Annotated in this window: 22 protein-coding genes; 11 read left to right on the top strand and 11 right to left on the bottom strand. The window is 70.6% G+C overall.

Going from position 1 to position 21,160, the window contains the following annotated elements:
- Window positions 1–102 precede the first annotated feature (102 nt).
- Window positions 103–1,314: a 2-C-methyl-D-erythritol 4-phosphate cytidylyltransferase gene (gene ispD / locus AC1DG4_RS04495; RefSeq protein ID WP_477376508.1), complete on the bottom strand. Its 1,212-nt coding sequence runs from the start codon at window positions 1,312–1,314 to the stop codon at window positions 103–105.
- 92 nt (window positions 1,315–1,406) lie between these two features.
- Here ispD and AC1DG4_RS04490 point away from each other — a divergent pair, with 92 nt between their 5' ends.
- From AC1DG4_RS04490 to AC1DG4_RS04475, 4 genes are all read left to right on the top strand, one after another.
- Complete coding sequence (locus AC1DG4_RS04490; protein WP_045273464.1) at window positions 1,407–1,748, top strand: PadR family transcriptional regulator; 342 nt, start codon at window positions 1,407–1,409, stop codon at window positions 1,746–1,748.
- Window positions 1,749–1,752: 4 nt separating this feature from the next.
- Entirely contained in the window at window positions 1,753–2,649 is an 897-nt protein-coding gene (locus AC1DG4_RS04485; protein ID WP_477376506.1) for a permease prefix domain 1-containing protein, read from the top strand.
- Between the two features lie 92 nt (window positions 2,650–2,741).
- Window positions 2,742–3,770 carry an ABC transporter ATP-binding protein gene (locus AC1DG4_RS04480; RefSeq protein ID WP_477376504.1) on the top strand — a complete coding sequence of 343 codons (1,029 nt, stop codon included), beginning with the start codon at window positions 2,742–2,744 and terminating at the stop codon, window positions 3,768–3,770.
- On the top strand, window positions 3,767–4,585 hold the full coding sequence (locus AC1DG4_RS04475; protein ID WP_477376502.1) for an ABC transporter permease: 819 nt from the start codon (window positions 3,767–3,769) through the stop codon (window positions 4,583–4,585). The genes AC1DG4_RS04480 and AC1DG4_RS04475 overlap by 4 nt, the downstream gene beginning before the upstream one ends.
- Window positions 4,586–4,656: 71 nt before the next feature.
- On the opposite strand, the gene AC1DG4_RS04470 is transcribed toward AC1DG4_RS04475, so the two are convergent.
- Window positions 4,657–5,139, bottom strand: a complete 483-nt coding sequence (locus AC1DG4_RS04470) for a CarD family transcriptional regulator (protein WP_045273462.1) — start codon at window positions 5,137–5,139, stop codon at window positions 4,657–4,659.
- 168 nt (window positions 5,140–5,307) lie between these two features.
- Here AC1DG4_RS04470 and AC1DG4_RS04465 point away from each other — a divergent pair, with 168 nt between their 5' ends.
- Window positions 5,308–5,853, top strand: a complete 546-nt coding sequence (locus tag AC1DG4_RS04465; RefSeq protein ID WP_477376500.1) for a DNA modification methylase — start codon at window positions 5,308–5,310, stop codon at window positions 5,851–5,853.
- Between the two features lie 84 nt (window positions 5,854–5,937).
- Here AC1DG4_RS04465 and AC1DG4_RS04460 read toward each other — a convergent pair whose 3' ends face one another.
- Entirely contained in the window at window positions 5,938–6,621 is a 684-nt protein-coding gene (locus AC1DG4_RS04460) for a response regulator (RefSeq protein WP_477376498.1), read from the bottom strand.
- The gene (locus AC1DG4_RS04455) at window positions 6,618–7,880 is read right to left on the bottom strand and encodes a sensor histidine kinase (RefSeq protein WP_477376496.1); all 1,263 of its coding nucleotides are present in this window, start codon (window positions 7,878–7,880) and stop codon (window positions 6,618–6,620) included. The genes AC1DG4_RS04460 and AC1DG4_RS04455 overlap by 4 nt, the downstream gene beginning before the upstream one ends.
- A 228-nt stretch (window positions 7,881–8,108) precedes the next feature.
- Between AC1DG4_RS04455 and phoU the strand changes: the two genes are divergently transcribed.
- Window positions 8,109–8,819, top strand: coding sequence for a phosphate signaling complex protein PhoU (gene phoU / locus AC1DG4_RS04450; protein WP_477376494.1), 711 nt, complete (start codon window positions 8,109–8,111; stop codon window positions 8,817–8,819).
- A 163-nt stretch (window positions 8,820–8,982) separates the two neighbouring features.
- Here phoU and AC1DG4_RS04445 read toward each other — a convergent pair whose 3' ends face one another.
- Window positions 8,983–9,726, bottom strand: a complete 744-nt coding sequence (locus AC1DG4_RS04445) for a phosphoglyceromutase (RefSeq protein WP_477376492.1) — start codon at window positions 9,724–9,726, stop codon at window positions 8,983–8,985.
- A gap of 146 nt (window positions 9,727–9,872) precedes the next feature.
- Between AC1DG4_RS04445 and AC1DG4_RS04440 the strand changes: the two genes are divergently transcribed.
- Complete coding sequence (locus AC1DG4_RS04440) at window positions 9,873–10,838, top strand: intradiol ring-cleavage dioxygenase (RefSeq protein ID WP_477376490.1); 966 nt, start codon at window positions 9,873–9,875, stop codon at window positions 10,836–10,838.
- A 12-nt stretch (window positions 10,839–10,850) separates the two neighbouring features.
- On the opposite strand, the gene AC1DG4_RS04435 is transcribed toward AC1DG4_RS04440, so the two are convergent.
- On the bottom strand, window positions 10,851–11,354 hold the full coding sequence (locus AC1DG4_RS04435) for a GNAT family N-acetyltransferase (protein WP_477376488.1): 504 nt from the start codon (window positions 11,352–11,354) through the stop codon (window positions 10,851–10,853).
- A gap of 112 nt (window positions 11,355–11,466) precedes the next feature.
- On the opposite strand from AC1DG4_RS04435, the gene AC1DG4_RS04430 reads away from it, so the two are divergent.
- The 3 genes from AC1DG4_RS04430 (at window position 11,467) to AC1DG4_RS04420 (ending at window position 14,939) form a co-directional block, all read left to right on the top strand.
- On the top strand, window positions 11,467–13,539 hold the full coding sequence (locus AC1DG4_RS04430; RefSeq protein WP_477376486.1) for a HelD family protein: 2,073 nt from the start codon (window positions 11,467–11,469) through the stop codon (window positions 13,537–13,539).
- Window positions 13,540–13,607: 68 nt separating this feature from the next.
- Window positions 13,608–14,429, top strand: a complete 822-nt coding sequence (locus AC1DG4_RS04425; RefSeq protein WP_477376484.1) for a class I SAM-dependent methyltransferase — start codon at window positions 13,608–13,610, stop codon at window positions 14,427–14,429.
- 117 nt (window positions 14,430–14,546) lie between these two features.
- Window positions 14,547–14,939: a hypothetical protein gene (locus AC1DG4_RS04420; protein WP_477376482.1), complete on the top strand. Its 393-nt coding sequence runs from the start codon at window positions 14,547–14,549 to the stop codon at window positions 14,937–14,939.
- 53 nt (window positions 14,940–14,992) lie between these two features.
- On the opposite strand, the gene AC1DG4_RS04415 is transcribed toward AC1DG4_RS04420, so the two are convergent.
- From AC1DG4_RS04415 to AC1DG4_RS04395, 5 genes are all read right to left on the bottom strand, one after another.
- The gene (locus tag AC1DG4_RS04415) at window positions 14,993–15,817 is read right to left on the bottom strand and encodes a DUF1206 domain-containing protein (protein ID WP_477376480.1); all 825 of its coding nucleotides are present in this window, start codon (window positions 15,815–15,817) and stop codon (window positions 14,993–14,995) included.
- Window positions 15,818–15,898: 81 nt separating this feature from the next.
- Window positions 15,899–18,025, bottom strand: a complete 2,127-nt coding sequence (gene pabB, locus AC1DG4_RS04410; RefSeq protein ID WP_477376478.1) for an aminodeoxychorismate synthase component I — start codon at window positions 18,023–18,025, stop codon at window positions 15,899–15,901.
- Between the two features lie 13 nt (window positions 18,026–18,038).
- Window positions 18,039–19,169, bottom strand: a complete 1,131-nt coding sequence (ygfZ, locus tag AC1DG4_RS04405; protein ID WP_477376476.1) for a CAF17-like 4Fe-4S cluster assembly/insertion protein YgfZ — start codon at window positions 19,167–19,169, stop codon at window positions 18,039–18,041.
- Between the two features lie 2 nt (window positions 19,170–19,171).
- Entirely contained in the window at window positions 19,172–19,795 is a 624-nt protein-coding gene (locus AC1DG4_RS04400; RefSeq protein ID WP_477376474.1) for a nitrobindin family protein, read from the bottom strand.
- 220 nt (window positions 19,796–20,015) lie between these two features.
- Window positions 20,016–20,306: a hypothetical protein gene (locus AC1DG4_RS04395; RefSeq protein ID WP_477376472.1), complete on the bottom strand. Its 291-nt coding sequence runs from the start codon at window positions 20,304–20,306 to the stop codon at window positions 20,016–20,018.
- Between the two features lie 68 nt (window positions 20,307–20,374).
- On the opposite strand from AC1DG4_RS04395, the gene AC1DG4_RS04390 reads away from it, so the two are divergent.
- Window positions 20,375–21,067, top strand: coding sequence for a winged helix-turn-helix transcriptional regulator (locus AC1DG4_RS04390; protein WP_477376470.1), 693 nt, complete (start codon window positions 20,375–20,377; stop codon window positions 21,065–21,067).
- The last annotated feature ends 93 nt before the right edge of the window (window positions 21,068–21,160 follow it).

Here is a 21,160-nt window from a genome sequence, read left to right as displayed (position 1 = left end):
TACGACATCAGCTGGATGTTGCGGCGGGTGGCCGCACCATCCAGCGTAAGCAGGTGCGCACGGGAGCGGATCCGAATCCGGAGGATCCCTACGGTTATGGATTCAGCTCTGGGCGATCCGATGAACGAGAGCGACAGCCGTGACGGCGATGCCCTCACCGCGCCCGGGGAATCCGAGCCCGTCCGTCGTGGTGGCGGAGACCGCGACGGGGGCGCCGCCGAGCGCCGCGGACAGGGTCTGCTCCGCCTCGGCGCGGCGCGCGCTGAACCGCGGGCGGTTGCCCTGGAACTGCACGGAGACATTGCCGATCACGAACCCTGCCTCGGCGAGGATCTCGACGGTGCGGGCGAGGAACACATCGCCGTGCGCGCCCGCGTACTCGGGGTGCGCGGTACCGAAGTGCTGGCCGATGTCGCCGAGTCCCGCCGCACCCAGCAGCGCATCCACGATCGCGTGCGCGACGGCGTCCCCGTCCGAGTGCCCTTCGAGCGCAGGCTCGCCCGGCCAGTCCAGGCCCGCGAGGCGCAGGGTGCCGCTCGCTGCGAAGGCGTGCACGTCGGTGCCGATGCCGATCCGAGGGACCACGGGCCCCTCGACCGATCGCTGCACCTGTCGAAGCTCTGGCTCCGAGGACGAGAGGATCATGCGGGCGCGCTCCAGGTCGTGCGGGGTGGTGATCTTGAAGGCCTCCTCGGATCCGAGGACGTGACGCACCGCTCCCCCGGCGTCCGCGAAGAGCGCCGCATCGTCGGTGTACTCGACACCACGGGTCCCGGCCTGCGCGTACGCGGCCACGAGTTCCGCCCGAGGGAATCCCTGAGGCGTCTGCGCGGCGGCGAGCTCTGAGCGGTCCACCGGCGCCAGCACCTCGTCGCCCTGGACGCGCTTGAGGGTGTCGACGACGGGCAGCGCGGGGATCACTCCGACGCCGGGTGCGACCTCGGCCGCGACGGCGAGGAACTGGTCGGCGGGCGCGAGCGCCCTGGCCGCGTCGTGCACGAGCACGGTGTCGACGTCTTCCCCGATCACCGCCAGTCCCGCGGCCACCGAGCGCTGGCGGGAATCGCCGCCGTGCACGACGCGGGCGGCGCGGCCGGCGACCATCCGCACCGCCTCGTCGGCGAGCCCCTCGGGGACCACGACCACCACCTGAGCAGGGCCTGCCGCGTACACGCCGTCGAGCGCGTGCTCCAGGATCGTGCGCGCGCCGAGCGGCACGAACGCCTTGGGCGCCCCTGCCGCGAGCCGGGTGCCGGAGCCGGCGGCCACGATGATCACGGCGGTGCGCGCGAGCGGCGAAGGAAGGTCGTTCACGCTCTCACGTTAGCGCCGGATCCTGCACGCGTCCGGATCCCCCGACAAAAAGCCTTGCGTGAACGAGTACTTGATCTGATACAGTACTTGACATGAACGATGACGCCTTCTCCGCGGACCTCCTGCGCGGGCACACCGACACGATCGTGCTCGGCATGCTCCGCGGCGGCGACCGCTACGGCTTCGAGATCTACAAGACCATCCGGGACGCCACCGGAGGGGATCACGAGATCAAGGAGGCCACCCTCTACGCGACCTACCGCCGTTTGGAGAAGGACGGACTGGTCGAGTCTTACTGGGGCGACGAGACGCAGGGCGGCCGCCGCAAGTACTACCGGATCACCGACGCGGGCCGCGCGGTGTACCGGCGCAACGTCGCGGCCTGGGTCGCCACCCGCCGCGTGATCGACACGCTTCTGGACGCGAAGGACTGAGCACATGAACACCGACATCCACCGTCTCCTGGACGAGGCCTTCGCCGGGATCGAGATGACTCCGGCCGCGCAGGACCTGAAGGAGGAGATCCGCGCGAACCTCTCCGCACAGGTCGCCGAGCGGGTCGCCGCGGGCGCCTCGCCCGCGGAGGCCGCGCAGAACGCGATCGCCGAACTCGGCGACGTGCGCGCGCTGCTCGAGGACGACGCCCCCGCCGCCGGCGCCCCGCACGCCCCCGGCTGGGAGGCGCTCACCGCCCGGAACCGCGTGCGGCCGAAGCCTGGATTCGTGGTGCGCACGGTGCTGCTGAGCCTCATCGCGGCGGCCGCCCTCGTCGGAATCCTCCTCGTGGCGCTGCTCGTGCAGCCGTCCGCGCCGCTCGCGGTCGCCGGACTCGGCGCCGTCGTCACACTCGCGCTCGGCATCGTCACGGCGGACGCGCTGCTGCAGGAGACCACGACGAACCACCCGCTGCCCGCCTCCCGTGCGGTCGGGTTCGGCCTCGCCACTGGCGGAACCCTGCTCGCGCTGGGCCTCGGCGGCAGCTTCGCACTCGCCCTCGATCAGCTCTGGCTCGTGATCCTCGCCGCCGTGCTCCTGGTCGGCTCCCTCGCCCTGTTCTCCTACCTCGGGGCGACGCAGACCAACCGGCACAAGGCCTGGACACGGGGCGCCGTGATGCAGATGCCGCCGAACCGGTTCGAGACCGACCCGGAATCCGCCGCGCGCTTCGGCATCTATACGGCGGTGATCTGGTTCCTCACCCTCGCGGTGATCATCGCGCTCGTCTTCACGGTCGGCTGGTGGTGGGCGCCCGTGGCGTTCGTCGGCGGCCTCGCCGCCATGATGCTGCTTCTGGCACGCATGCTCTTCGCACCGCGCAGCGGCGACCGCCGCTGACCGATCCGGCGGATCCCACCTCTCGCTCCGGCGAGACCGGATCCGCCCTCCCCACAACGCAGAGAACCCTCAGAACGGAAGGGATGTTCGTCATGCCCGCACACCAGCGCATCGACGGCGACGCCATCGTCGCCGAAGACCTCGTCAAGGAGTACCGCGGCCGCGGCCGCCGCCCGGCCGTCCGCGCCCTGGACGGCCTGAGCTTCGCCGTCCCGGTCGGACGCGTCTTCGGGCTGCTCGGCCCGAACGGCGCCGGCAAGTCCACCACCACCAAGATCCTGACCACCCTCTCCCGGGCGACCGCCGGCCGCGCCACGGTGGCCGGGCACGACGTGACCGACGCCCCCGGCGACGTGCGCGCATCGATCGGCTACGTCTCGCAGGGCACCGGAACGGATCCGAACCTCACCGCGACGGAGAATCTGGAGATCGCCGGGCGCATGCGCGGCCTGAGCGGCTCCGACGCCAGAGCACGCGCCGCGCGGCTCCTGACCGAGTTCGGGCTCGACGACGCCACCCGCCGTCCGGTCCGCACGTTCTCGGGCGGGATGCGGCGCCGCCTCGACGTCGCGGCGGCCCTCGTGCACCGCCCGCAGGTGCTCTTCCTCGACGAGCCCACCACGGGCCTCGACCCCGAAGCACGCGCGGCCATGTGGGCCGAGATCCGGCGCCTGTCCGGCGAAGAGGCCCTCACCGTCGTGCTCACCACGCACTACATGGAAGAGGCGGACCGGCTCGCCGACGAGCTGCTGCTGGTGAACCGCGGGCGCGCCGTCGCCCAGGGCACGCCCGCAGAGCTCAAGGCGGCGCTGCACGGAGACGCGGTCCGCGTGACGCTCATCGAACCGGATCCGGTCGCCGTCCGTGCCGCGGTCTCCCCCGTTCCCGGCCTGCGCGACGTGCTCGTCGAAGCGGCCGGCGTCGACGGCCTGCTCGTCGCCCGCACGGACGACGCCGGCTCCGCGGTCGGCGCGGTCATCGCGGCGCTCGACGGCGCCGGGGTCCGCTACGGCCAGGTCGCGGCATCCCACCCCACCCTCGACGACGTGTACCTGCACTTCGTCGGCCACACCTTCGGCGACGCCCCCGCGTCCGCCCGCACGGAAGAAGTCGCCGCATGAGCGCGATCACCCTCTCCCCCGCCATCGTCGGCGGCCCCGCACGTCCCACCTGGTTCACGCAGACAGGACAGGTGCTGCGGCGCTGGTCGATCGTCTCGATCCGGCAGGCCTGGGGCCCCGTCATGAGCCTCATCCAGCCGGTGATCTGGATCCTGCTGTTCGGGCAGGTGTTCCGCACGCTGGGCACCCTGCCGCAGTTCGGCGGGCACGGCTACATCGACTATCTGGTCCCGGGGATCCTGATGATGACGGTGCTGTATTCGGGAGCCTGGGCCGGCACCGGCTACATCGACGACATCGACTCCGGAGTCATGGACCAGTACCTCACGTCTCCCCTGCGGCGCTCGTCGATCATCGCGGGACAGCTCCTGCAGCAGCTCGCGATCAACGTCCTGCAGTCGCTCGTGGTCCTCGGCATCGGCTGGCTCGGCGGCGCCCGCTACCCCGGCGGCATCGGCGGCATGCTCGTCGCGCTGGGCGTCGCGACGCTGCTCGCGACGATCTTCTGCTGCGCCTCCACGGCGGTCGCGCTCATCTCACGCAGTCAGATCGCACTCATCAGCCTGTCGCAGCTGATCGTGCTGCCGGCGACGTTCCTGTCGACGACCATGATGCCCGCGACGGCCATGCCGGAATGGGTGCAGAACGTCTCCCGGTGGAATCCGATGACCTGGGCGGTCGAGCTCGGTCGCGGCGGTCTCACCGGCTCGTACCCGGCGGAGGGCTGGTGGCAGGCCGGGGGTCTCGTCCTGCTGGCCGTGCTCGCGTTCGCCTGGGCGCTGAGCGCGATCCGCAGCTACCAGCGTTCGATCTGACACCCGTCGGCCTGGCCGCGGACGCGAGGAAGGGGTGGATGCCATCGCATCCACCCCTTCTCACGCAGAATTCAGGAGGCGAGGACCTCGTCGAGCAGCGCCCCGGCCTTCTCCTCGTCGGTCTTCTCCGCGAGCGCGAGCTCGGAGGTGAGGATCTGACGGGCCTTGGCCAGCATGCGCTTCTCGCCCGCGGACAGCCCGCGGTCCTGATCGCGGCGCCACAGGTCGCGGACGACCTCGCTGACCTTGATCACATCGCCTGAGGCGAGTTTCTCAAGGTTCGCCTTGTAGCGGCGCGACCAGTTGGTCGGCTCTTCGGTGAACGGGGCGCGCAGCACCTCGAACACCCGATCCAGCCCCTCTTGGCCGATCACATCGCGAACGCCGACCAGGTCGACGTTCTCCGCAGGCACCTCGATGATGAGGTCTCCCTGCGTGACGTTCAGCTTCAGGTACTTCTTGGTCTCCCCCTTGATCACACGGTCCTTGACCTCGATGATCGTCGCGGCGCCGTGGTGCGGATAGACCACGGTCTCACCAACCTCAAAAAGCATAAAGTCGTGTCCTTTCGGCAACCTCCAGGATACCACAGCGGGAATGCGCTAAGGTTCGCGCCCCCCGCACCGGCCGACCGTCCCGCATGCGAGCGGGGCGAGCCGAGCAGCGCGGGCGCGTGCCCCTAGAATGGTGCTGGATCATCACGTGAATTTTCTGGAGGACCCGTGAAATCGCGCCTTGCTGCGTCCATCGCCCTCAGCGCCGTCGTCATCGTCGGCGCCACCGGGTGCGCCGGGATCACTCCGCAGGCGACCACCATCGAGTACTCGGCCTCCGACGGCGCGAACGTGCCGAAGAGCGGCCCGATCGAGGTCCGCAACGCCTTCGTCGTCGTGGATGAGGCCGGCACGCTCGGCAACCTCGTCGCCGGCCTGGTGAACACCACCTCCGACGCCCAGACGATCCACATCTCGATCGGGGACGGCCCGAGCCAGAGCGTGCGCATCGCGGGCCAGAAGTCGGTCAGCCTCGGCGGCGACGACGCGAAGCCGATGACCTTCGAGGGCCTCGACACCAAGGCCGGAGAGACCATCGACGTCTACTTCCAGTCGGGCGACGCCGAGGGCATCAAGTACGCGATCCCCGTGCTCGACGGCACGCTCCCCTACTACTCGCAGCTGGTCCCGACCCCGCAGCCGAGCCCGACCACGAAGCCGGTCGCGCCGGCCGTCGAGGTGACCCCGACGCCCAGCGAGACCCCTGTCGGCTGAGTCCTTCGATCTGCGAGAGAGCCCCCGGCATCCGTCAGGATCCGGGGGCTCTCTCGCGTGCGCGGGGGGCGCCGCGCGGCGGGCTCAGCCCTCGAAGCGGTAGCCGAGTCCGCGCACGGTGACGAGCATCACCGGCTCGGACGGGTTCTGCTCGATGCGCGAGCGGATCCGCTTGATATGCACGTCGAGGGTCTTCGTGTCGCCGAAGTAGTCGCTTCCCCAGACGCGGTCGATCAGCTGGCCTCGGGTGAGCACCCGGCCGGAGTTGCGCATGAGCACCTCGAGCAGCTCGAATTCCTTGAGGGGCATGTTGATCACATCGCCGTCGACGGCGACCGTGTGCCGATCGAGGTCGACCGTGACACGACCGCCCTCGAGGATCCGCTCGTCGACGTCTTCCTCGGCCTGCACGACCCTTCGCAGCACCGCGCGCATGCGGGCGAGCAGCTCGCGCGACGAGTACGGCTTTGTGATGTAGTCGTCGGCGCCGAGCTCGAGACCCACGACGATGTCCACCTCGGAGTCCTTGGCGGTGAGCATGATGATCGGCACGGCCGAGCCGGTACGGATCTGCCGGCACACCTCGGTGCCCGGCATCCCCGGCAGCATCAGATCGAGCAGGACGATGTCGGCCCCGCTCTCGCGGAACAGTGCGAGCGCGGTCGGACCGTCTTCGGCGATCTCGACCTCGTAGCCCTCGCGGCGCAGCAGGTACGCGAGCGGGTCGGCGAGATCAGGTTCGTCTTCGACGAGGAGGATGCGGGTCATACGAGTTCTCCGGTATCGGTGCGGATCGGGTCCGTGGTCGGCGCGGGCGACGCGGCGAGGCGCGCGGCCTTGCGCGCCTGGCGCTTCTTCTTGTCCTTCTTCGGCTTCTTGCGCTTGCCCTCGTCGTCCTCGACGTCGGGCGCTGCGATCTGGGGCAGGCGCATGGTGAACGTGGATCCGCGGCCAGGGCGCGACCACAGCCGCACCTCGCCGCCGTGGCGCTGCGTGGCGTGCTTCACGATCGACAGCCCGAGCCCCGTGCCGCCGGTGCGCCGAGAACGGGCCTCATCCGCGCGGTAGAAGCGCTCGAAGATGCGGTCGCGGTCGGCCTCATCGATGCCGATCCCCTGATCCGAGACCGAGATCTCGACCACGCCGTCGTCGACTCGCACGCCGACGCCCACCCGGGATCCGCGCGGCGAGTAGACGATCGCGTTGGCGATCAGGTTGCCGACGGCCTCGATCAGGATCTGCGCGTCGCCCTGCACCCACGCGCCGCGGTCACCGCCGCGGGTGAGGTCGACGCCCGCGGAGGCCGCCTGCACCGCGTGGCCTTCGACGCTCGTCGTGATCACCTCGTCGATCGCGACGGGGCCGAACGTGCCGAGACCGTCGGAGGACTGCAGGCGGGAGAGGCTCATGATGCGCCCGGTGAGCTGGCCGAGTCGTCCCGCCTCCGCCTGGATCCTGGTGGCGAACGCGCGCACCTGGGCGGGATCCTCCGCCGCCGACTCGATCGCCTCGGCCAACAGGCTCACCGCTCCGACCGGGGTCTTCAGCTCATGGCTGGTGTTGGCGACGAAGTCGGTGCGCATCTGCTCGAGGCGCTCCTGCTCCGTGACGTCGCGGATGATGAGCAGGCTCAATCGGGGTCCGATGCGGCTCGCCCGCGCGGCGACGAGGCGCGGATCGAGGTTGCGGCCACCGCGCGTCAGGCGCAGCGTGCTCGCCTGGGATCCCCCCTCGCGTACGGAGCGCACGAGCTGGCTCAGCTCAGGGTTGTACAGAGTGGCGCCGACCCGGATGCCGAAACGTGCGGCAGCCGTGCTCGCGGCCGTGACGAGCCCCGAGGGATCGACCGCGCAGGCGGCGTCGTCCATGGCTGCCAGCACGTCGGTGAGGCCGTCCGGAAGCTCGCTGGACGCCTGCTGCTCTGCGGCGGTCCGCGCCCGCATCGCGGCCACGATCATCGCGGCGATGCCTGCGCCGATCGCGACTCCCAGCCCGAGGGCGAGGAGGGCGAGCAGAGTGCTGTCCATGGGTCCAGCGTAGAGGTCGTTCACCCTCCGGATCCGCGGTTTCCCGCCTCTCGCACCCCCTGGCGCGCTAGTGTTCACGAGGACGGCACCAATCGTTAACCTTCTCCGAAGAGAATCGCCACGTGCGTGTCACGACCCGTGACGAGCATCGTCCCGTGCCCGCTCTGCGGGCCGCCGTGCGACTCAGACCATCCGGTGCCAGGGTCACAGAACGAAAGGTGCGCAGCCATGCGCGAAGTCTTCCACCAGTCCCTCGAGGATCTGCAGTCGCAGCTCGTCGAGATCGCCGACCTCGTGGCCGTGTCGATCGAGAAGGCCACCCGCTCGTTCGCGACCAGCGATGTCGCCCTGGCCGAAGAGGTCATCGCCGACGACGCCCGCATCGACGGGCTCGCGGTCGCGCTGGACGAGCAGGCCATCGAGATCCTCGCCCGCCAGCAGCCGGTCGCCCGCGACTTGCGCATCGTCGTCACCGCGCTGCGCGTGAGCGCGTCGCTCGAGCGCATGGGCGACATGTCGGAGCACATCGCCCAGCTCGCGCGGCTGCGCTTCCCCGAGCGCGCCATCCCGAAGGGCCTCAAGGGCACCTTCACCCGCATGGGCGAGCTGGACGTGGAGATCGCGCGCACGCTCTCGGAGCTGCTCCGCACACAGGACCTGCGCTTCGCGGACACCATCCGCAACGCCGACGACGACGTAGATGAGCTGCACGCCAACGTCTTCGAGAAGGTGCTGAGCGACAACTGGAAGGGTGAGGCGGGTGCGACGGTCGACGCCACCCTCGCCAGCCGTTACCACGAGCGCTTCGCCGACCACGCGGTCGCCGTCGCGAAGAAGGTCGTCTACCTGGCCACCGGCGACTGGGCCATCGACGAGGAGGACATCGCCCTCGCCGTCGAGGCGCAGCACGAGGCGGAGTCCGCATCCGGCCACGCCTGACTCCGAGCTTCGAGGATCCGCCCCGCCATCCGGTTCGGGGCGGATCTTCTCGTTTCGGGGCGCGCCACGACCGGGAGATCCGAGAGAACGCGCCCCGAAACGACGGATCCCGCCCCGAAACCGGCTCAGAGAACCGGTCGGGACGGGATCGACGTCTGCGAGGCTACTTCTTGCCCTGGTTCGCCACGGCGGCGGCGCCCGCGGCGGCGGCCTCCGGGTCGAGGTAGCGGCCGGACCCCGTGGGCACGTTGTTCTCGTCGAGCTCGTAGACCAGCGGGATCCCGGTGGGAATGTTCAGCTCGGCGATGTCGTCGTCGCTGATGCCCTCGAGGTGCTTCACGAGTCCGCGCAGCGAGTTGCCGTGCGCGGTCACGAGCACGGTCTTGCCGGCCTCGAGATCGGGCACGATCGCCGAGGACCAGTACGGCAGCAGCCGGTCGATGACGAGCTTGAGGGACTCTGTGCGGGGAACCTCGGCGTCGATGCCCGCGTAACGAGGGTCGTTCACCTGGCTGTACTCGCTCGCGTCGTCGAGCGGGGGCGGCGGCACATCGAAGGAGCGGCGCCACAGCTGGAACTGCTCGGGACCGAACTCCTCGAGCGTCTGCGCCTTGTCCTTGCCCTGCAGAGCGCCGTAGTGGCGCTCGTTGAGCCGCCACGAGCGGGTCACCGGGATCCACAGCCGGTCGGCGGCGTCGAGCGCGATGTTCGCGGTCTGGATCGCGCGGCTGAGCAGCGAGGTGTGCAGCACGTCGGGCAGGATCCCCGACTGCGCCAGCAGCTCTCCGCCGCGGCGGGCCTCGTTCTTGCCCTGCTCGGTCAGGCGGACGTCCACCCAACCGGTGAACAGGTTCAGTTCGTTCCATTCGCTCTGCCCATGACGGAGCAGGATGAGGGTGCGCGTCATGCTTCCAGCCTACGGCGTGCACCGTGCCGCTCCGAAGCCGGGGTCTTCGCATGACGGAGATCGCTTATGCAATGCATAGCAAGCGCACAGGCCAGGATCCGGTCGGCCCGAGAGGATACTTCTATCAGCCACGAGAGGATCCGGACATGAGCACCTTCCCCGACCCGACCCGCACCCCGGACGGCCCCGCGTACGAGGGTCGCCTGCTCGACCGCCCGGAGGAGGAGGTCGTGGATCAGGGCGCGCCGTTCGACATCCGCACCCTGATGTCACGGCGCATGGTGCTGAGCCTCGTCGGGCTCGGCGCGGGCGGTGCCGTGCTCGCGGCGTGCGCGCCGATCGCATCGAGCGCCGCGCCGGCGTCGTCCTCTACCACTGTCCCCACGGTCACCAGCACGCCCGTCCCCTCCGCGACGTCGACCGCGACCACGGCGGTGCCGGCGGCGGAGATCCCCGACGAGACGGCAGGCCCCTACCCCGGCGACGGATCGAACGGTCCGGATGCGCTGACCGACTCCGGCATCGTGCGGCAGGACATCCGCTCGTCGCTCGGCGGGGGCACCACGGCGGCGGGTGTGCCGCTGACGTTCTCCCTGAACATCCTCGATACGGCGAACGGGGATGCGCCGTTCGCGGGCGTGGCCGTCTACGCCTGGCACTGCAACGCCACCGGCGGATACTCGATGTACTCGTCGGGCATCGAGGACGAGACCTACCTGCGCGGGGCGCAGGTCGCTGACGCGGACGGGCGGGTGTCGTTCACGTCGATCTTCCCGGGGTGCTACCCGGGTCGGTGGCCGCACATCCACTTCGAGGTGTATCCGAGCGCTGCCGCCGTCACGGACTCCGCGAACGCGATCGCCACCTCGCAGATCGCCCTGCCGCAGTCCGCGTGCGAGGCGGTGTACGCGACCGGGGGCTACGACGGCTCGGCGCGGAATCTCGCGCAGACCTCGCTCTCCTCCGACGGCGTGTTCGGCGACGATGGCGGGGCGCTGCAGATCGCCGCGATGACCGGCGACGCCACGAGCGGCTACACGGCGACGCTCACGGTGCGCGTGGACACTCGGACCGCCCCGACCGGCGGATCGATGAGCGGCGGCCCGCGCTGACCGGCGCGACGGCTACGGCGCCGCCGGCGGTTGCTCCGTCGCCGGGCTCAGGTCTTTCCGATACCAGCGGTCGGCGTAGGGCTCTGCGTTGAACGCCTCGACCGAGCGGAAGCCGAGACCCTCGTACATCGCGCACGCCTCCACGAGGTCGGAGCGGGTGTTCAGCCGGATCGCACGGGCGCCGCGTCCGCGTGCGACCTCCTCGAGCGCCAGGATCAGCTGCCGCGCGATCCCCCGCCCCCGCGCCGACGGCAGGGTGAAGACCTTGGTGAGCTCGGCGTCGTCCTCCACGTAGCGCGCCCCTGCGCACGCGACCACGGTGCCGTCCTCCCGCGCCAGGAGCAGGACCCCGGTGTCGCCCTCGAGGTCGTCGTACGGCTCGTCCGCGAGCGCCTTGTCGCGCTCGCCGTCCGTGGCGGGCCGGCCGTGGTACCGCGAGACCACCTCGGTCAGGTAAGTGCGCACGATCTCGTCCGCGTCCGCCGTTCCCGGGATCCCGACCTCGATCGTCTGCACATGCAAAAGCCTAGGCGTTGTCGGAAGGCCAAACTTCGGCGGGAATGTCAAAGTTGCCTTTACCGGATGTGAGCCGCAGAGTGGACGCCCGACGAGGGGGAGGACGATGCGGATGGATTCGGTTGCGGGCGCGGTCAAGGCGGAGCAGGTCGGCGCGGAACAGCGGTTGATCGACGCGATGTATTCGCGTCTCGACGCGGAGCTGACCGGCAGTCTCTCGGCGCGAGACCGAGCGATGAGCAGGCAGGTCGAAGGACCGGAGGATCTCTCGGCACGGGATCACGAGGTCTCGCGATTGACGGACCGGATTCGCCAGCTTCGGTCGGCAGAGCAGTCGTTGTGCTTCGGACGCATCGATGATGCCGAACGGGGAACGTCGGTGCATATCGGCCGAATCGGCCTGCGGGCGGCCTCGGGAGACGTGCTGTTGATGGACTGGCGAGCCGACGCAGCGCGCCCGTTCTACTCGGCCACAATGATCTCGCCGATGGGTCTGCGCCGGCGGCGGCACCTGCGCCTGGACGGCCGGAAGGTCCTCGACGTCAGTGACGAGATCCTTGACGGAACCGCACCGACGGGCGAGGACGTCGTCGGCGATGGCCCTCTCGTCGCTGCACTGACGGGTGCGCGGTCGGGACGGATGCGAGAGGCTGCCGCGACTTTGCAGACGGAGCAGGACGAGATCGTCAGATCCCCGCATCGCGGAATCATGGTGGTCGATGGCGGCCCGGGAACGGGCAAGACGATCGTCGCTCTCCACCGGGCGGCTTACGTCCTCTACGCCTTCCCCTCGATCACCGAGCGCGGGATCCTCGTGTTCGGACCGGACAGCCGGTTCCTCACCTACATCTCCGACGTGCTGCCCTCRCTCGGGGAGAACGACGTGCGGCTGGCGACGCTCCCCGACATGATCGGCGTGGAGCCGACGAAGACCGAGCCGGACGAACTCGCACGGCTCAAGGGCCGTGCCGGTCTTGCCGACGCGCTCGCACGCTGGGTGCACGCCCGTGAGCCTCGCGGAGTGCCCCTCGAGATGCGCACCGCCCACGGAACCGTCATCCTCGATTCCCGCGTGATCGACGCGGCGCGGCAGGGCGCCTTGCAGGGCGGCATCGGGCACAATCCCGCCCGGGAGCTGTTCGCCGAACATGTCGTCGACGAGCTGGTGACCGAGCTGGAGCAGCAGACCGCGCACGAGCTCTCCGACTTCGAAGCCGATCTCAAAGAGGTGCAGGGCATCGACCTCCACCGCATGTTCGCGGAAGGCTCGGACGATGCCGGTTCCGCGGATGCCGACCGGTCTGCGGATGGTCTGGAGATCGACTGGGATCGAATCCGTGAAGACCTTCTCGATGATCCAGGCATCGATCGGATCATCGACCGAGTCTGGCCCCGGCTCCGTGCTGAGGACGCGGTCCGGAGCCTCGGCACGGACCACCGGGGAAGCGGCTGGAGCAGCGCCGACCTCGCACTGCTGGATGAGGCCCGTGCGCTCATCGACGGCCCTCCCGAAACGGTCTACGGGCATGTGGTCGTCGACGAAGCCCAGCAGCTCTCCGAGATGCAATGGCGGGCGTTGATGCGCCGATGCCCCGGGCGCTCCATGACCATCGTGGGCGACCTCGCGCAAGCAGGTCCCACCACGACCATCCGCACCTGGGGCGACGCGCTGGCACCGTTCGTCAGCGAGACGTTCGCCCACCACACCCTCACGGTCAACTACCGCACCACCGAGGAGATCCTGCGGGCGACGGAGTCTCTGCTCGCCCGGATCGCTCCCGAGCAGCGCCTCTCCCGCTCCATCCGCCACGGCCAGCCGCCTGCGCTCATCGCCGTCACCGAGGAGGATCTCGTTTCCCGGCTCGACGAGTTGATCGCGGACACCCGGCACGCCCATCTCGAAGACCTCATCGGGATCATCGCCACCACGCGACGATCGGCCTGGTTGGACACGAAGACGGACGGTACCGCAGCCACGATCGTCGCAGCGCCCGATGCGCGGGGCCTGGAGTTCGACACCGTGATCATCATCGATCCAGACGAGATCCAGCACGCGAGCGAGGCCGGTCTGCGCGACCTCTACGTCGCGCAGACGCGAGCGACCAAACGCCTCATCACCCTCGCGATCGCTCCCACCGGGGCCGGGACACGCACCGTGCTCGGGGACCCGGCCGATCTCTCGTGATGCGGCGGAGACCGGCAACCGCCGGGACCGCCTCCGAAGCCGGAACCGGAACCGGGCAGGATGGATCCATGGCGTCCTCTCCGCTCGGCCGGCCCACCCGCGGCACGACCGGCACCAACCGGCTGCGGCGCAACGACCGCTGGATCGCCGCGTCGCCCGCCTTCCGCCGTGCGGCGGATCCGCTCGTGATCGACCTCGGCTTCGGCGCGAGCGGGGTGACCGCGTTCGAGCTCGCCACGCGGCTCGTCCGGGTGCGCGCAGACGCCGAGGTGCTCGGGCTCGAGCTGGATCCGGCCCGCGTCGCCACGGCGCGCGCACAGCTCGCCGAGCTCCGCGGCGGAGACGGACATTTCGCCGCCGACCTGCCGGTGTCCTTCGCGCGCGGCGGCTTCGAGGTGCCGCTGCCACACGGACGGCGCCCGGCCGTGATCCGCGCCATGAACGTGCTGCGGCAGTACGACGAAGCCGACGTGCCGGACGCGTGGGCGCGGATGGCGTCGCGCCTCGCACCGGGCGGGCTGCTCGTGGAGGGCACCTGCGACGAGATCGGCCGCATCGCGAGCTTCATCGACGTGGATCCCGAGGGCGTCGCGCAGCGCTTCACGCTGTCGCTCCGCCTCGCGGATCTGGAGCGGCCGTCGATCGTCGCCGAGCGCCTGCCGAAGGCACTCATCCACCACAACGTGCCCGGCGAGCGGATCCACACCCTGCTCGCGGATCTGGACCGGGAGTGGGAGCGGGCTGCTCCCCTGTCCACGTTCGGGGCCACCCAGCGCTTCCTCGCCGCGGTCACCGCACTCCGCGACGCCGGCCACCCCGTGCTCGGCACACGCGCCCGCTGGCGCCTCGGCGAACTGACCGTGCCGTGGGCCGCGGTCGCGCCAGGCTGAACGATCCGCACAGCCAGGCGGACGAGCAGTATCTGCACGGATCTCGCACGACGCACCCCAGGGTACAAGTGCCTGTCTATGCTGGCCTTCACCAGGACGGATGCGCAGAATGGAGGCATGTACATGTCCACGGACACTCTCGCGCTGATCGGCAGCGGCCTCGGCGGCCTGCTGACGCTCGGCGTCGCGATGTTCGCCGGCTTCGCCTGGGTGATCCGCCGGATGGACAGCCTGGAGCAGAGATTCGTGACGAAGATCGAGACCGTCGAGCAAAAGCTCGATACGAAGATCGACGCGGTCGACCAGAAGCTCGACAAGAAGATCGACGCGGTCGGGCAGAAGCTCGACAAGAGGATCGACGCGGTCGAGCAGAAGCTCGAGCAGAAGATCGAGGCCGTCGATCGGAACCTGGTCGAGTTCCGCACCACGGTCGAGCACGAATTCGCCGAGGTCAGGATCGCGATCGCGCGCATCGAAGGCCCGCGCCCCCGCCTCATCGTCGAGCGATAGCGCGGGGCCTCAGGCCTCGGGGAACGGCGCGTCCGTCAGCCGCAGCAGCGACCTCACATCCGCTCGTACCGGGCGCGGGCGATGCAGAACACCCCGTACGCGACGAGCCCCGCTGCCACCGCGGAGAGCATGGCCTGGCCGAACGGCAGAGCCGCGATGTCGCGCAGTGCGGCATCGAGTCCGGCCGCCTTGTGCGGGTCCTTCGTGACCGAGGCGATCACGAACAGCGCGCCTGTCGCCACCACGGCGACGCCCTTCCCGAGATAGCCGATCACGCCGAACACCTCGATGCCCGCCTTCCGTGTTCCGCGCGGCACGCGGAGCTCCTTCGTGAAGGAGCGCGTGAGCGCACTGACGATGAAGCCTCCGCCGATGGCAACCACGGCGAGGCCGATCACGGTGAGCAGGATCCCTCCTCCCGGGGCCGAGAGGATCCGGCTGCTCAGCGTCTGGGAGCTCCGCGATGAATCCGTGCGCCCGCCGATCGCATACACGACCGCCGTCCCGGCGAGGATGAGGTAGATCGCGGCGACGCCCAGATTCTTGCCGCGGAGGACCCATCGCCTCGGGTTCTCGGCGCCGCTCGAGAGGAAGGCGTCCGCGATCCGCCAGACGGCGAGCGCGGCGAGGGCCGTGGCGACCACCAGCAGCAGGAGCCCGCCGATCGCGTTCTGCCGGAGCTGCTCCATCGCGCCGCCCTGGTCGGCCGTGCGCGCGTCGCCACCGATCGCGACGGAGACGGCGATCGCCCCGATGAGGATGTGCAGGACACCGAGCACGACGAAACCGATGCGGGCCGCGCGCCGGAGCGCCGGCGAGCGCTGGGTGGAGCGCGCGGCCTCCTTCGCCCGGGCGGACGCATCCTCGCCGGTATCCATCTCGGCAGAGTAGACGGCCCGATCCGGTGGAGACAGAGGGTTGCGGCACGGCAGCCGGTGTGCCTCTCCCTGAGCCGGGCCTCAGGCCTCGGGGAACGCCGCGCCGGTCAGCTGCAGCAGCGGACGGGCCTTGACCACCGTCTCCGCGTACTCCTCATCGGGGTCCGAGAGCGAGACGATGGCCCCGCCGACGCCGTAGTCGAAGCCGCCGTCGTGCGCGACCAGGGTGCGGATCACGACGCTGAGGTCCACCGAGCCGTCGAACGAGAAGTAGCCCAGCGCGCCGCTGTACAGTCCGCGCGGCGCGTCCTCGAGCCGGTCCAGGATCGCCATCGTGCGCAGCTTCGGCGCGCCGGTCATGGAACCGGGAGGGAAAGCCGCGCGCACGCACGCCACGGGGCTGTCGACGAGCCGGGAGCGCACGGTGCTGACCAGCTGATGCACCGTGGCGTAGCTCTCCACGCGGAACAGCCCGTCCACGCGCACGGACCCGAGCTCCGCCGTGCGCCCGAGGTCATGGCGGACGAGGTCCACGATCATGAGGTTCTCCGCACGGTCCTTCTCCGATGCCGCGAGCTCCGCCCTGATCCGCTCGTCCTCCTCCGGGGTCCCGCCGCGCGGGCGGGTGCCCTTGATCGGACGGGACTCGACCGCGCCGTCCGCCGTGATCCGCAGGAACCGCTCGGGCGAGGTGCTCAGCACGCTCACCCCGTCGATGCGCAGGAACGCGCCGAACGGGGCCGGGTTCTGGACACGCAGCGCGAGGTAGGCGGCGAGCGGATCACCCGCGCCGGGCGCCGCGGCGTGCAGCATGTTGGTCAGGCAGGCCTCGTAGGTCTCGCCCGCCGCGATCTCCTCCTGCGCCTCGGCGATGAGCCGCAGATACTCGGCGCGGGTGTGCCGGGCGGTGAGCGCGAGCGGCGGCGCGGCGAAGGGATCCGGGTCCGGTCCTGTCACGCCGGAGGACGCCGTCTCGAGCGCCGCGATCGCGGCCGCCGTCCGGGCGAGCCAGGTTTCGTCATCGAGGGCGAGCAGATGGATCCGCTCCTCCTCGTGGTCGACGACGACGGCGCGGTCGAGGCGGACCAGCGCCGCGTCGGGCGTGGCGGCGCGACGCTGGTGCGGGGATCCGCACTCCGCGCGCAGCTCGTAGCCGAGTGCTCCGACCCAGCCCAGGGCGAACGGGAGCTCGCCCGCCTCGGTCGCGGTGGCTGCCAGCTCCGCGTCGAGCCAGTCGAAGAGGCCCGTCCGAAGCTCGCGTTCCCGCGCGCCGCCTCGCACCGTCACCGTGCCCGCCTGCACGTCCGCGATCGCGGTCGGCAGGTCGTCCCCGCCGCCGAGGATCGAGTAGCGGGCGCGGGGATCCCCTGGACGGTTGCCGTCCAGCCACACGGCCTGCATCGCCGTGCCGAACAGAGCGGTGAAAAGCGCCTCGGTCGTGACACGCAGGGGCATCGTGCGCCGCTGCACGGCGCGCGGCGCGATCGGCACGTGCGAAACGGGCTCCGAACGGACGTTCTCGGGAGCGGATCGCCGTCGCCGAACCGGCATCGCGCGCGCGAACGCGAACGCGACGAAGTTCGCCATCATGTGCGTTCCGTCGAGGGTGCCGATCGACTCGGGGTGGAACTGCACTCCCCACAGCGGCAGCTCGCGGTGCCGGATCCCCATGATCACGCCGTCGTCCGCACGCGCGGTGACGACCAGCTCGTCCGGAACGTCGTCGATCATGAGCGAGTGATAGCGCACCGCCTCGACGGGTGACGGCAGGCCCGCGAAGGCGCCGGTGCCGTCGTGCGTGACCGGGGAGGGTCTGCCGTGCCGCGGTTCGGGAGCGCGCCGCACCGTGGCGCCGAACGCGTGTCCGATCCCCTGCAGCCCGAGGCACACCCCGAACAGCGGGATGCGCCGCTCGGCCGCGATCCGGATCGCGTCGGCGCAGATCCCGAAGTCCTCCGCCACCCGGGGATCCCCCGGTCCCGGCGAGAGCACGACCGCGTCGTACCGGTCCAGGACGGACGGATCCCACCCCGCCCAGTCGTTGTGCACGACATCCGGGGCTCGGCCCGCGGTCGCCGCGATCTGGTGAACGAGGTTGTAGGTGAACGAGTCGTAGTTGTCGATCAGCAGGATGCGCAGCGGTCGGGGCTCCCCGTGCTCCGCGCCCGCAGCGCCGTCGGTCCCCGCGCTCTCGATCTCCGAGCCCACCGGTCGCACCGCGTCAGTGCGCGTCGCGCGGATCCGGCGCGGAAGGACGACGCGAAAGCCGCGTCAGCCGCGGCACCTCGGCCGTCGCTCCGGCGTCGCCGGGGACGATGACCTCCTGCGCGGCCGCGATGTCGCCATCTGGCGTGCGCACCACGAGGTCGCCGACCGGCGCACGCCGGGACAGGATCGCCAGCGCGATCGGCCCGAGCTCGTGGTGCCGGGCTGCCGAGGTGATGTGCCCGACCTCGTCCTCCGTGCCGTCCGCTCCGACGACCAGCACCGGAGCGCCGGCGTCGGGCAGCAGGCTCTCGCTGCCGTCCAGGTGCAGCGCCGCGATCCGACGGGGAGGGTGACCCAGGTTGTGCACCTTCGCCACGGTCTCCTGGCCCCGGTAGCAGCCCTTGTTCAGGTGCACGGCGCTGCGGATCCAGTCGGTCTCGTGCGGCAGCGAGCGCTCGTCCACCTCGGCGGCCCAGCGGGGGCGCCAGGCCGCGATCCGCAGGGCCTCCGCGGCGAGCGCGCCGGCCCAGATCGTCTCGGAGTCCGCGGCGAGCGCCGCGGCCGCTGGCTCGTCGAGCACGGCGGTGCGCCAGTGGTAGTCGGAGCCGGGATGCTCGCCGACGTGGTACTGATGCCCGCCGGGCTGCACGGTCGGCCACGGATCCGTCCAGACGACGGCCTGACCGTGCGGGGCGAGCGCGGCCCGCTCCGCGCGCTGTTCTGCGCCCGAGCCGGCGAAGAAGCCGACGACGAGCAGTTCCGGTCGCACCGCGACCTTCACATCGGCGCGGAACACCATGCGCTGCAGCCAGGTCGCCAGCGGCTCCGCGTCTGCGGTGTCGGCGATGAGCCAGGTCGAGGAGCCGTCGTCGAAGACCGCGGCGACGTGCTCGACCCGCCCCTGCGGATCCAGCACGAGCAGCTCGGTGCTCTGCCCGGCGTGCAGGCGGGCGACGGACTGCGTGGTGATCGAGTCGAGCCAGGTGAGCCGTTCGGATCCGGTCAGCTCGATCACGGTGCGGTCGCCGAGAGGCGCCAGCGCCTCACCGCGCTCCAGCGCACGCTGTTCCCGGACGGGATCCCCGAAGTGCAGAGTGACGTCGCCCTCCGCGATCACCCCGATCAGGGACGGGAAACCGGCCATGATCAGACCTTCGCCAACCGCGCCGACGCGTGCGAGCGCAACCCCGCGCCGAGCGCGGCGATGTCCCAGGCCCAGAGCAGGTGGCCGTCGACCAGACCGTACATCCGGGTGGCGGCGCCGTACTCCTTGGCGCCCTCTGCACGCACCACGGCGTCGGTCGCGATGTCGATGCGCGGCCCGTCGATGCGGCCGAGATAGAGCTCGAGCATGCCGTCCGCGTGCGCGATCGACACCTCGATCGCGAACCCGCCCTCGGGCCGCCGCAGCGCTTCGACGTCATCCACGGTGCGCGGTGCGGTGCGGGCCTCGCGCGGCGGGAGCAGTCCCGGCCCCGCATCCTGCGCGTCGGCGGGGCGCGTCAGGCGCCAGAATCCCGACTCGGCCACGAGCGCCAGCGGCTCGCCGTCCTCGGGGGTGAAGGTCGCGGTCGCCGCGTAGTTCAGGAACGGCCCGCCGTCGTGGCTGAAGCTCACGCGGTGCGCGAACTCGCCCTGATAGCGGTGCGCGTCATCATCCCCATCGGGGCCAGGGACCTCGTAGTCGATGACGCCGGAGCCCTCCCAGACGCCGAGCAGCCAGGACAGCGGCACGATGTCGGCGGGCAGATCGGAGGGGAGATCGAGCACGGGGAGCCTTCTCTCAGCAGTTGTCGCGAAGCGGTCGCTGATCAGCGCTGGCCGCGGAACAGGTTGACGAGAACGGCCCCTGCGCAGAAGGTGATCGCGAGCCCCGCGAGGACCAGCAGGCCGACGAAGAAGAGTTCGAGCGCGACGATGTCCATGCGACTACTCTATGCCGTCCCGAGCCCCTGCTGCGTCGGGCGGGACCCGTGTGACGGATGCGGGCTCAGGCGCCGAACAGCGCCGCGACGCCGAAGCCCGCGGAGACGATCCCCATCACCAGCAGCGCGCCGAGGCTCCCTGCCGAGACGCGAAGGATGAACCCGCGGGTCTCCCCGCGGAAGAGCTGCACGGCGAAGGACAGCAGCACGCAGATCCCGAACCCGATCGCGTACCAGGTCATGAGCAGATCGTCGGGCGCGACGACCCCGATGAGGATCGCCCCCACCGCGGCGACGGCCCAGGTGACGACGAGTCCGACGAAGGGACTGCGCGGAGCGAGGACGGGATCGGCCATGCGCCCATTGTCACCCATACGCGCTGTGCGCGCGGTCCTGAGTAAGGTGTCAGCAGGAAAGGATCTGCGTGGCGCAACTGCTGGTTCTGACGTCGTCCCCCTCCGAGACGCCCGTTCTGCCCGCCCTGGAGCTGCTGGGCCACCGCGTCCGCACGATTCCCGCGCAGCCCGCGGAACTCGTGACAGCGCCCGACGCGGATGCCGTGATCGTGGATGCGCGCACCGACCTCGTGGCGGCCAAGTCGCTGTGCACCCTGATCCGCGCCACCGGACTGCGCGGGCCGCTGCTGCTGGTCGTCACCGAGGGCGGGATGACCGCGGTGAACGGCGAGTGGCGCATCGATGACGTGCTGCTCACCGGGGCGGGCCCCGCCGAGATCGACGCCCGCATCCGGCTCGCCCTGTCCCGTGAGGCGTCGTCCGCCGAGCCCGTCAAGGTGCAGACCTCCGGGCTGACGATCGACGAGCAGTCCTACTCCGCCAAGCTGCGCGGCACCCCGCTGGATCTCACGTACAAGGAGTTCCAGCTGCTGCACTTCCTCGCCACGCACCCCTCCCGCGTGTTCACTCGCGAGCAGCTGCTGAGTGAGGTCTGGGGCTACGACTACTTCGGCGGCACCCGCACGGTCGACGTGCACGTGCGGCGGCTGCGGGCCAAGCTCGGCGACCAGGAGCACATCATCGGCACCGTGCGCAACGTCGGCTACCGCTTCAACGTCGACGAGGACGAAGCGCGTCCGGTCGCCCCCGGCGCTCGCTGACCGGGCCCCGCGACGGCGAGATCCGGCTCCGGGAGCGAACCGCGGATCCGGATCGCGACGCGTTCACCTCTAGGTCACGTCATCCTGCAATGA

The sequence above is a fragment of the Microbacterium sp. 05N427 genome, from assembly GCF_056397105.1.
The sequence above is the reverse complement of the archived record's forward strand: the minus strand, read 5'-3'. Positions and strand labels throughout refer to the sequence as shown.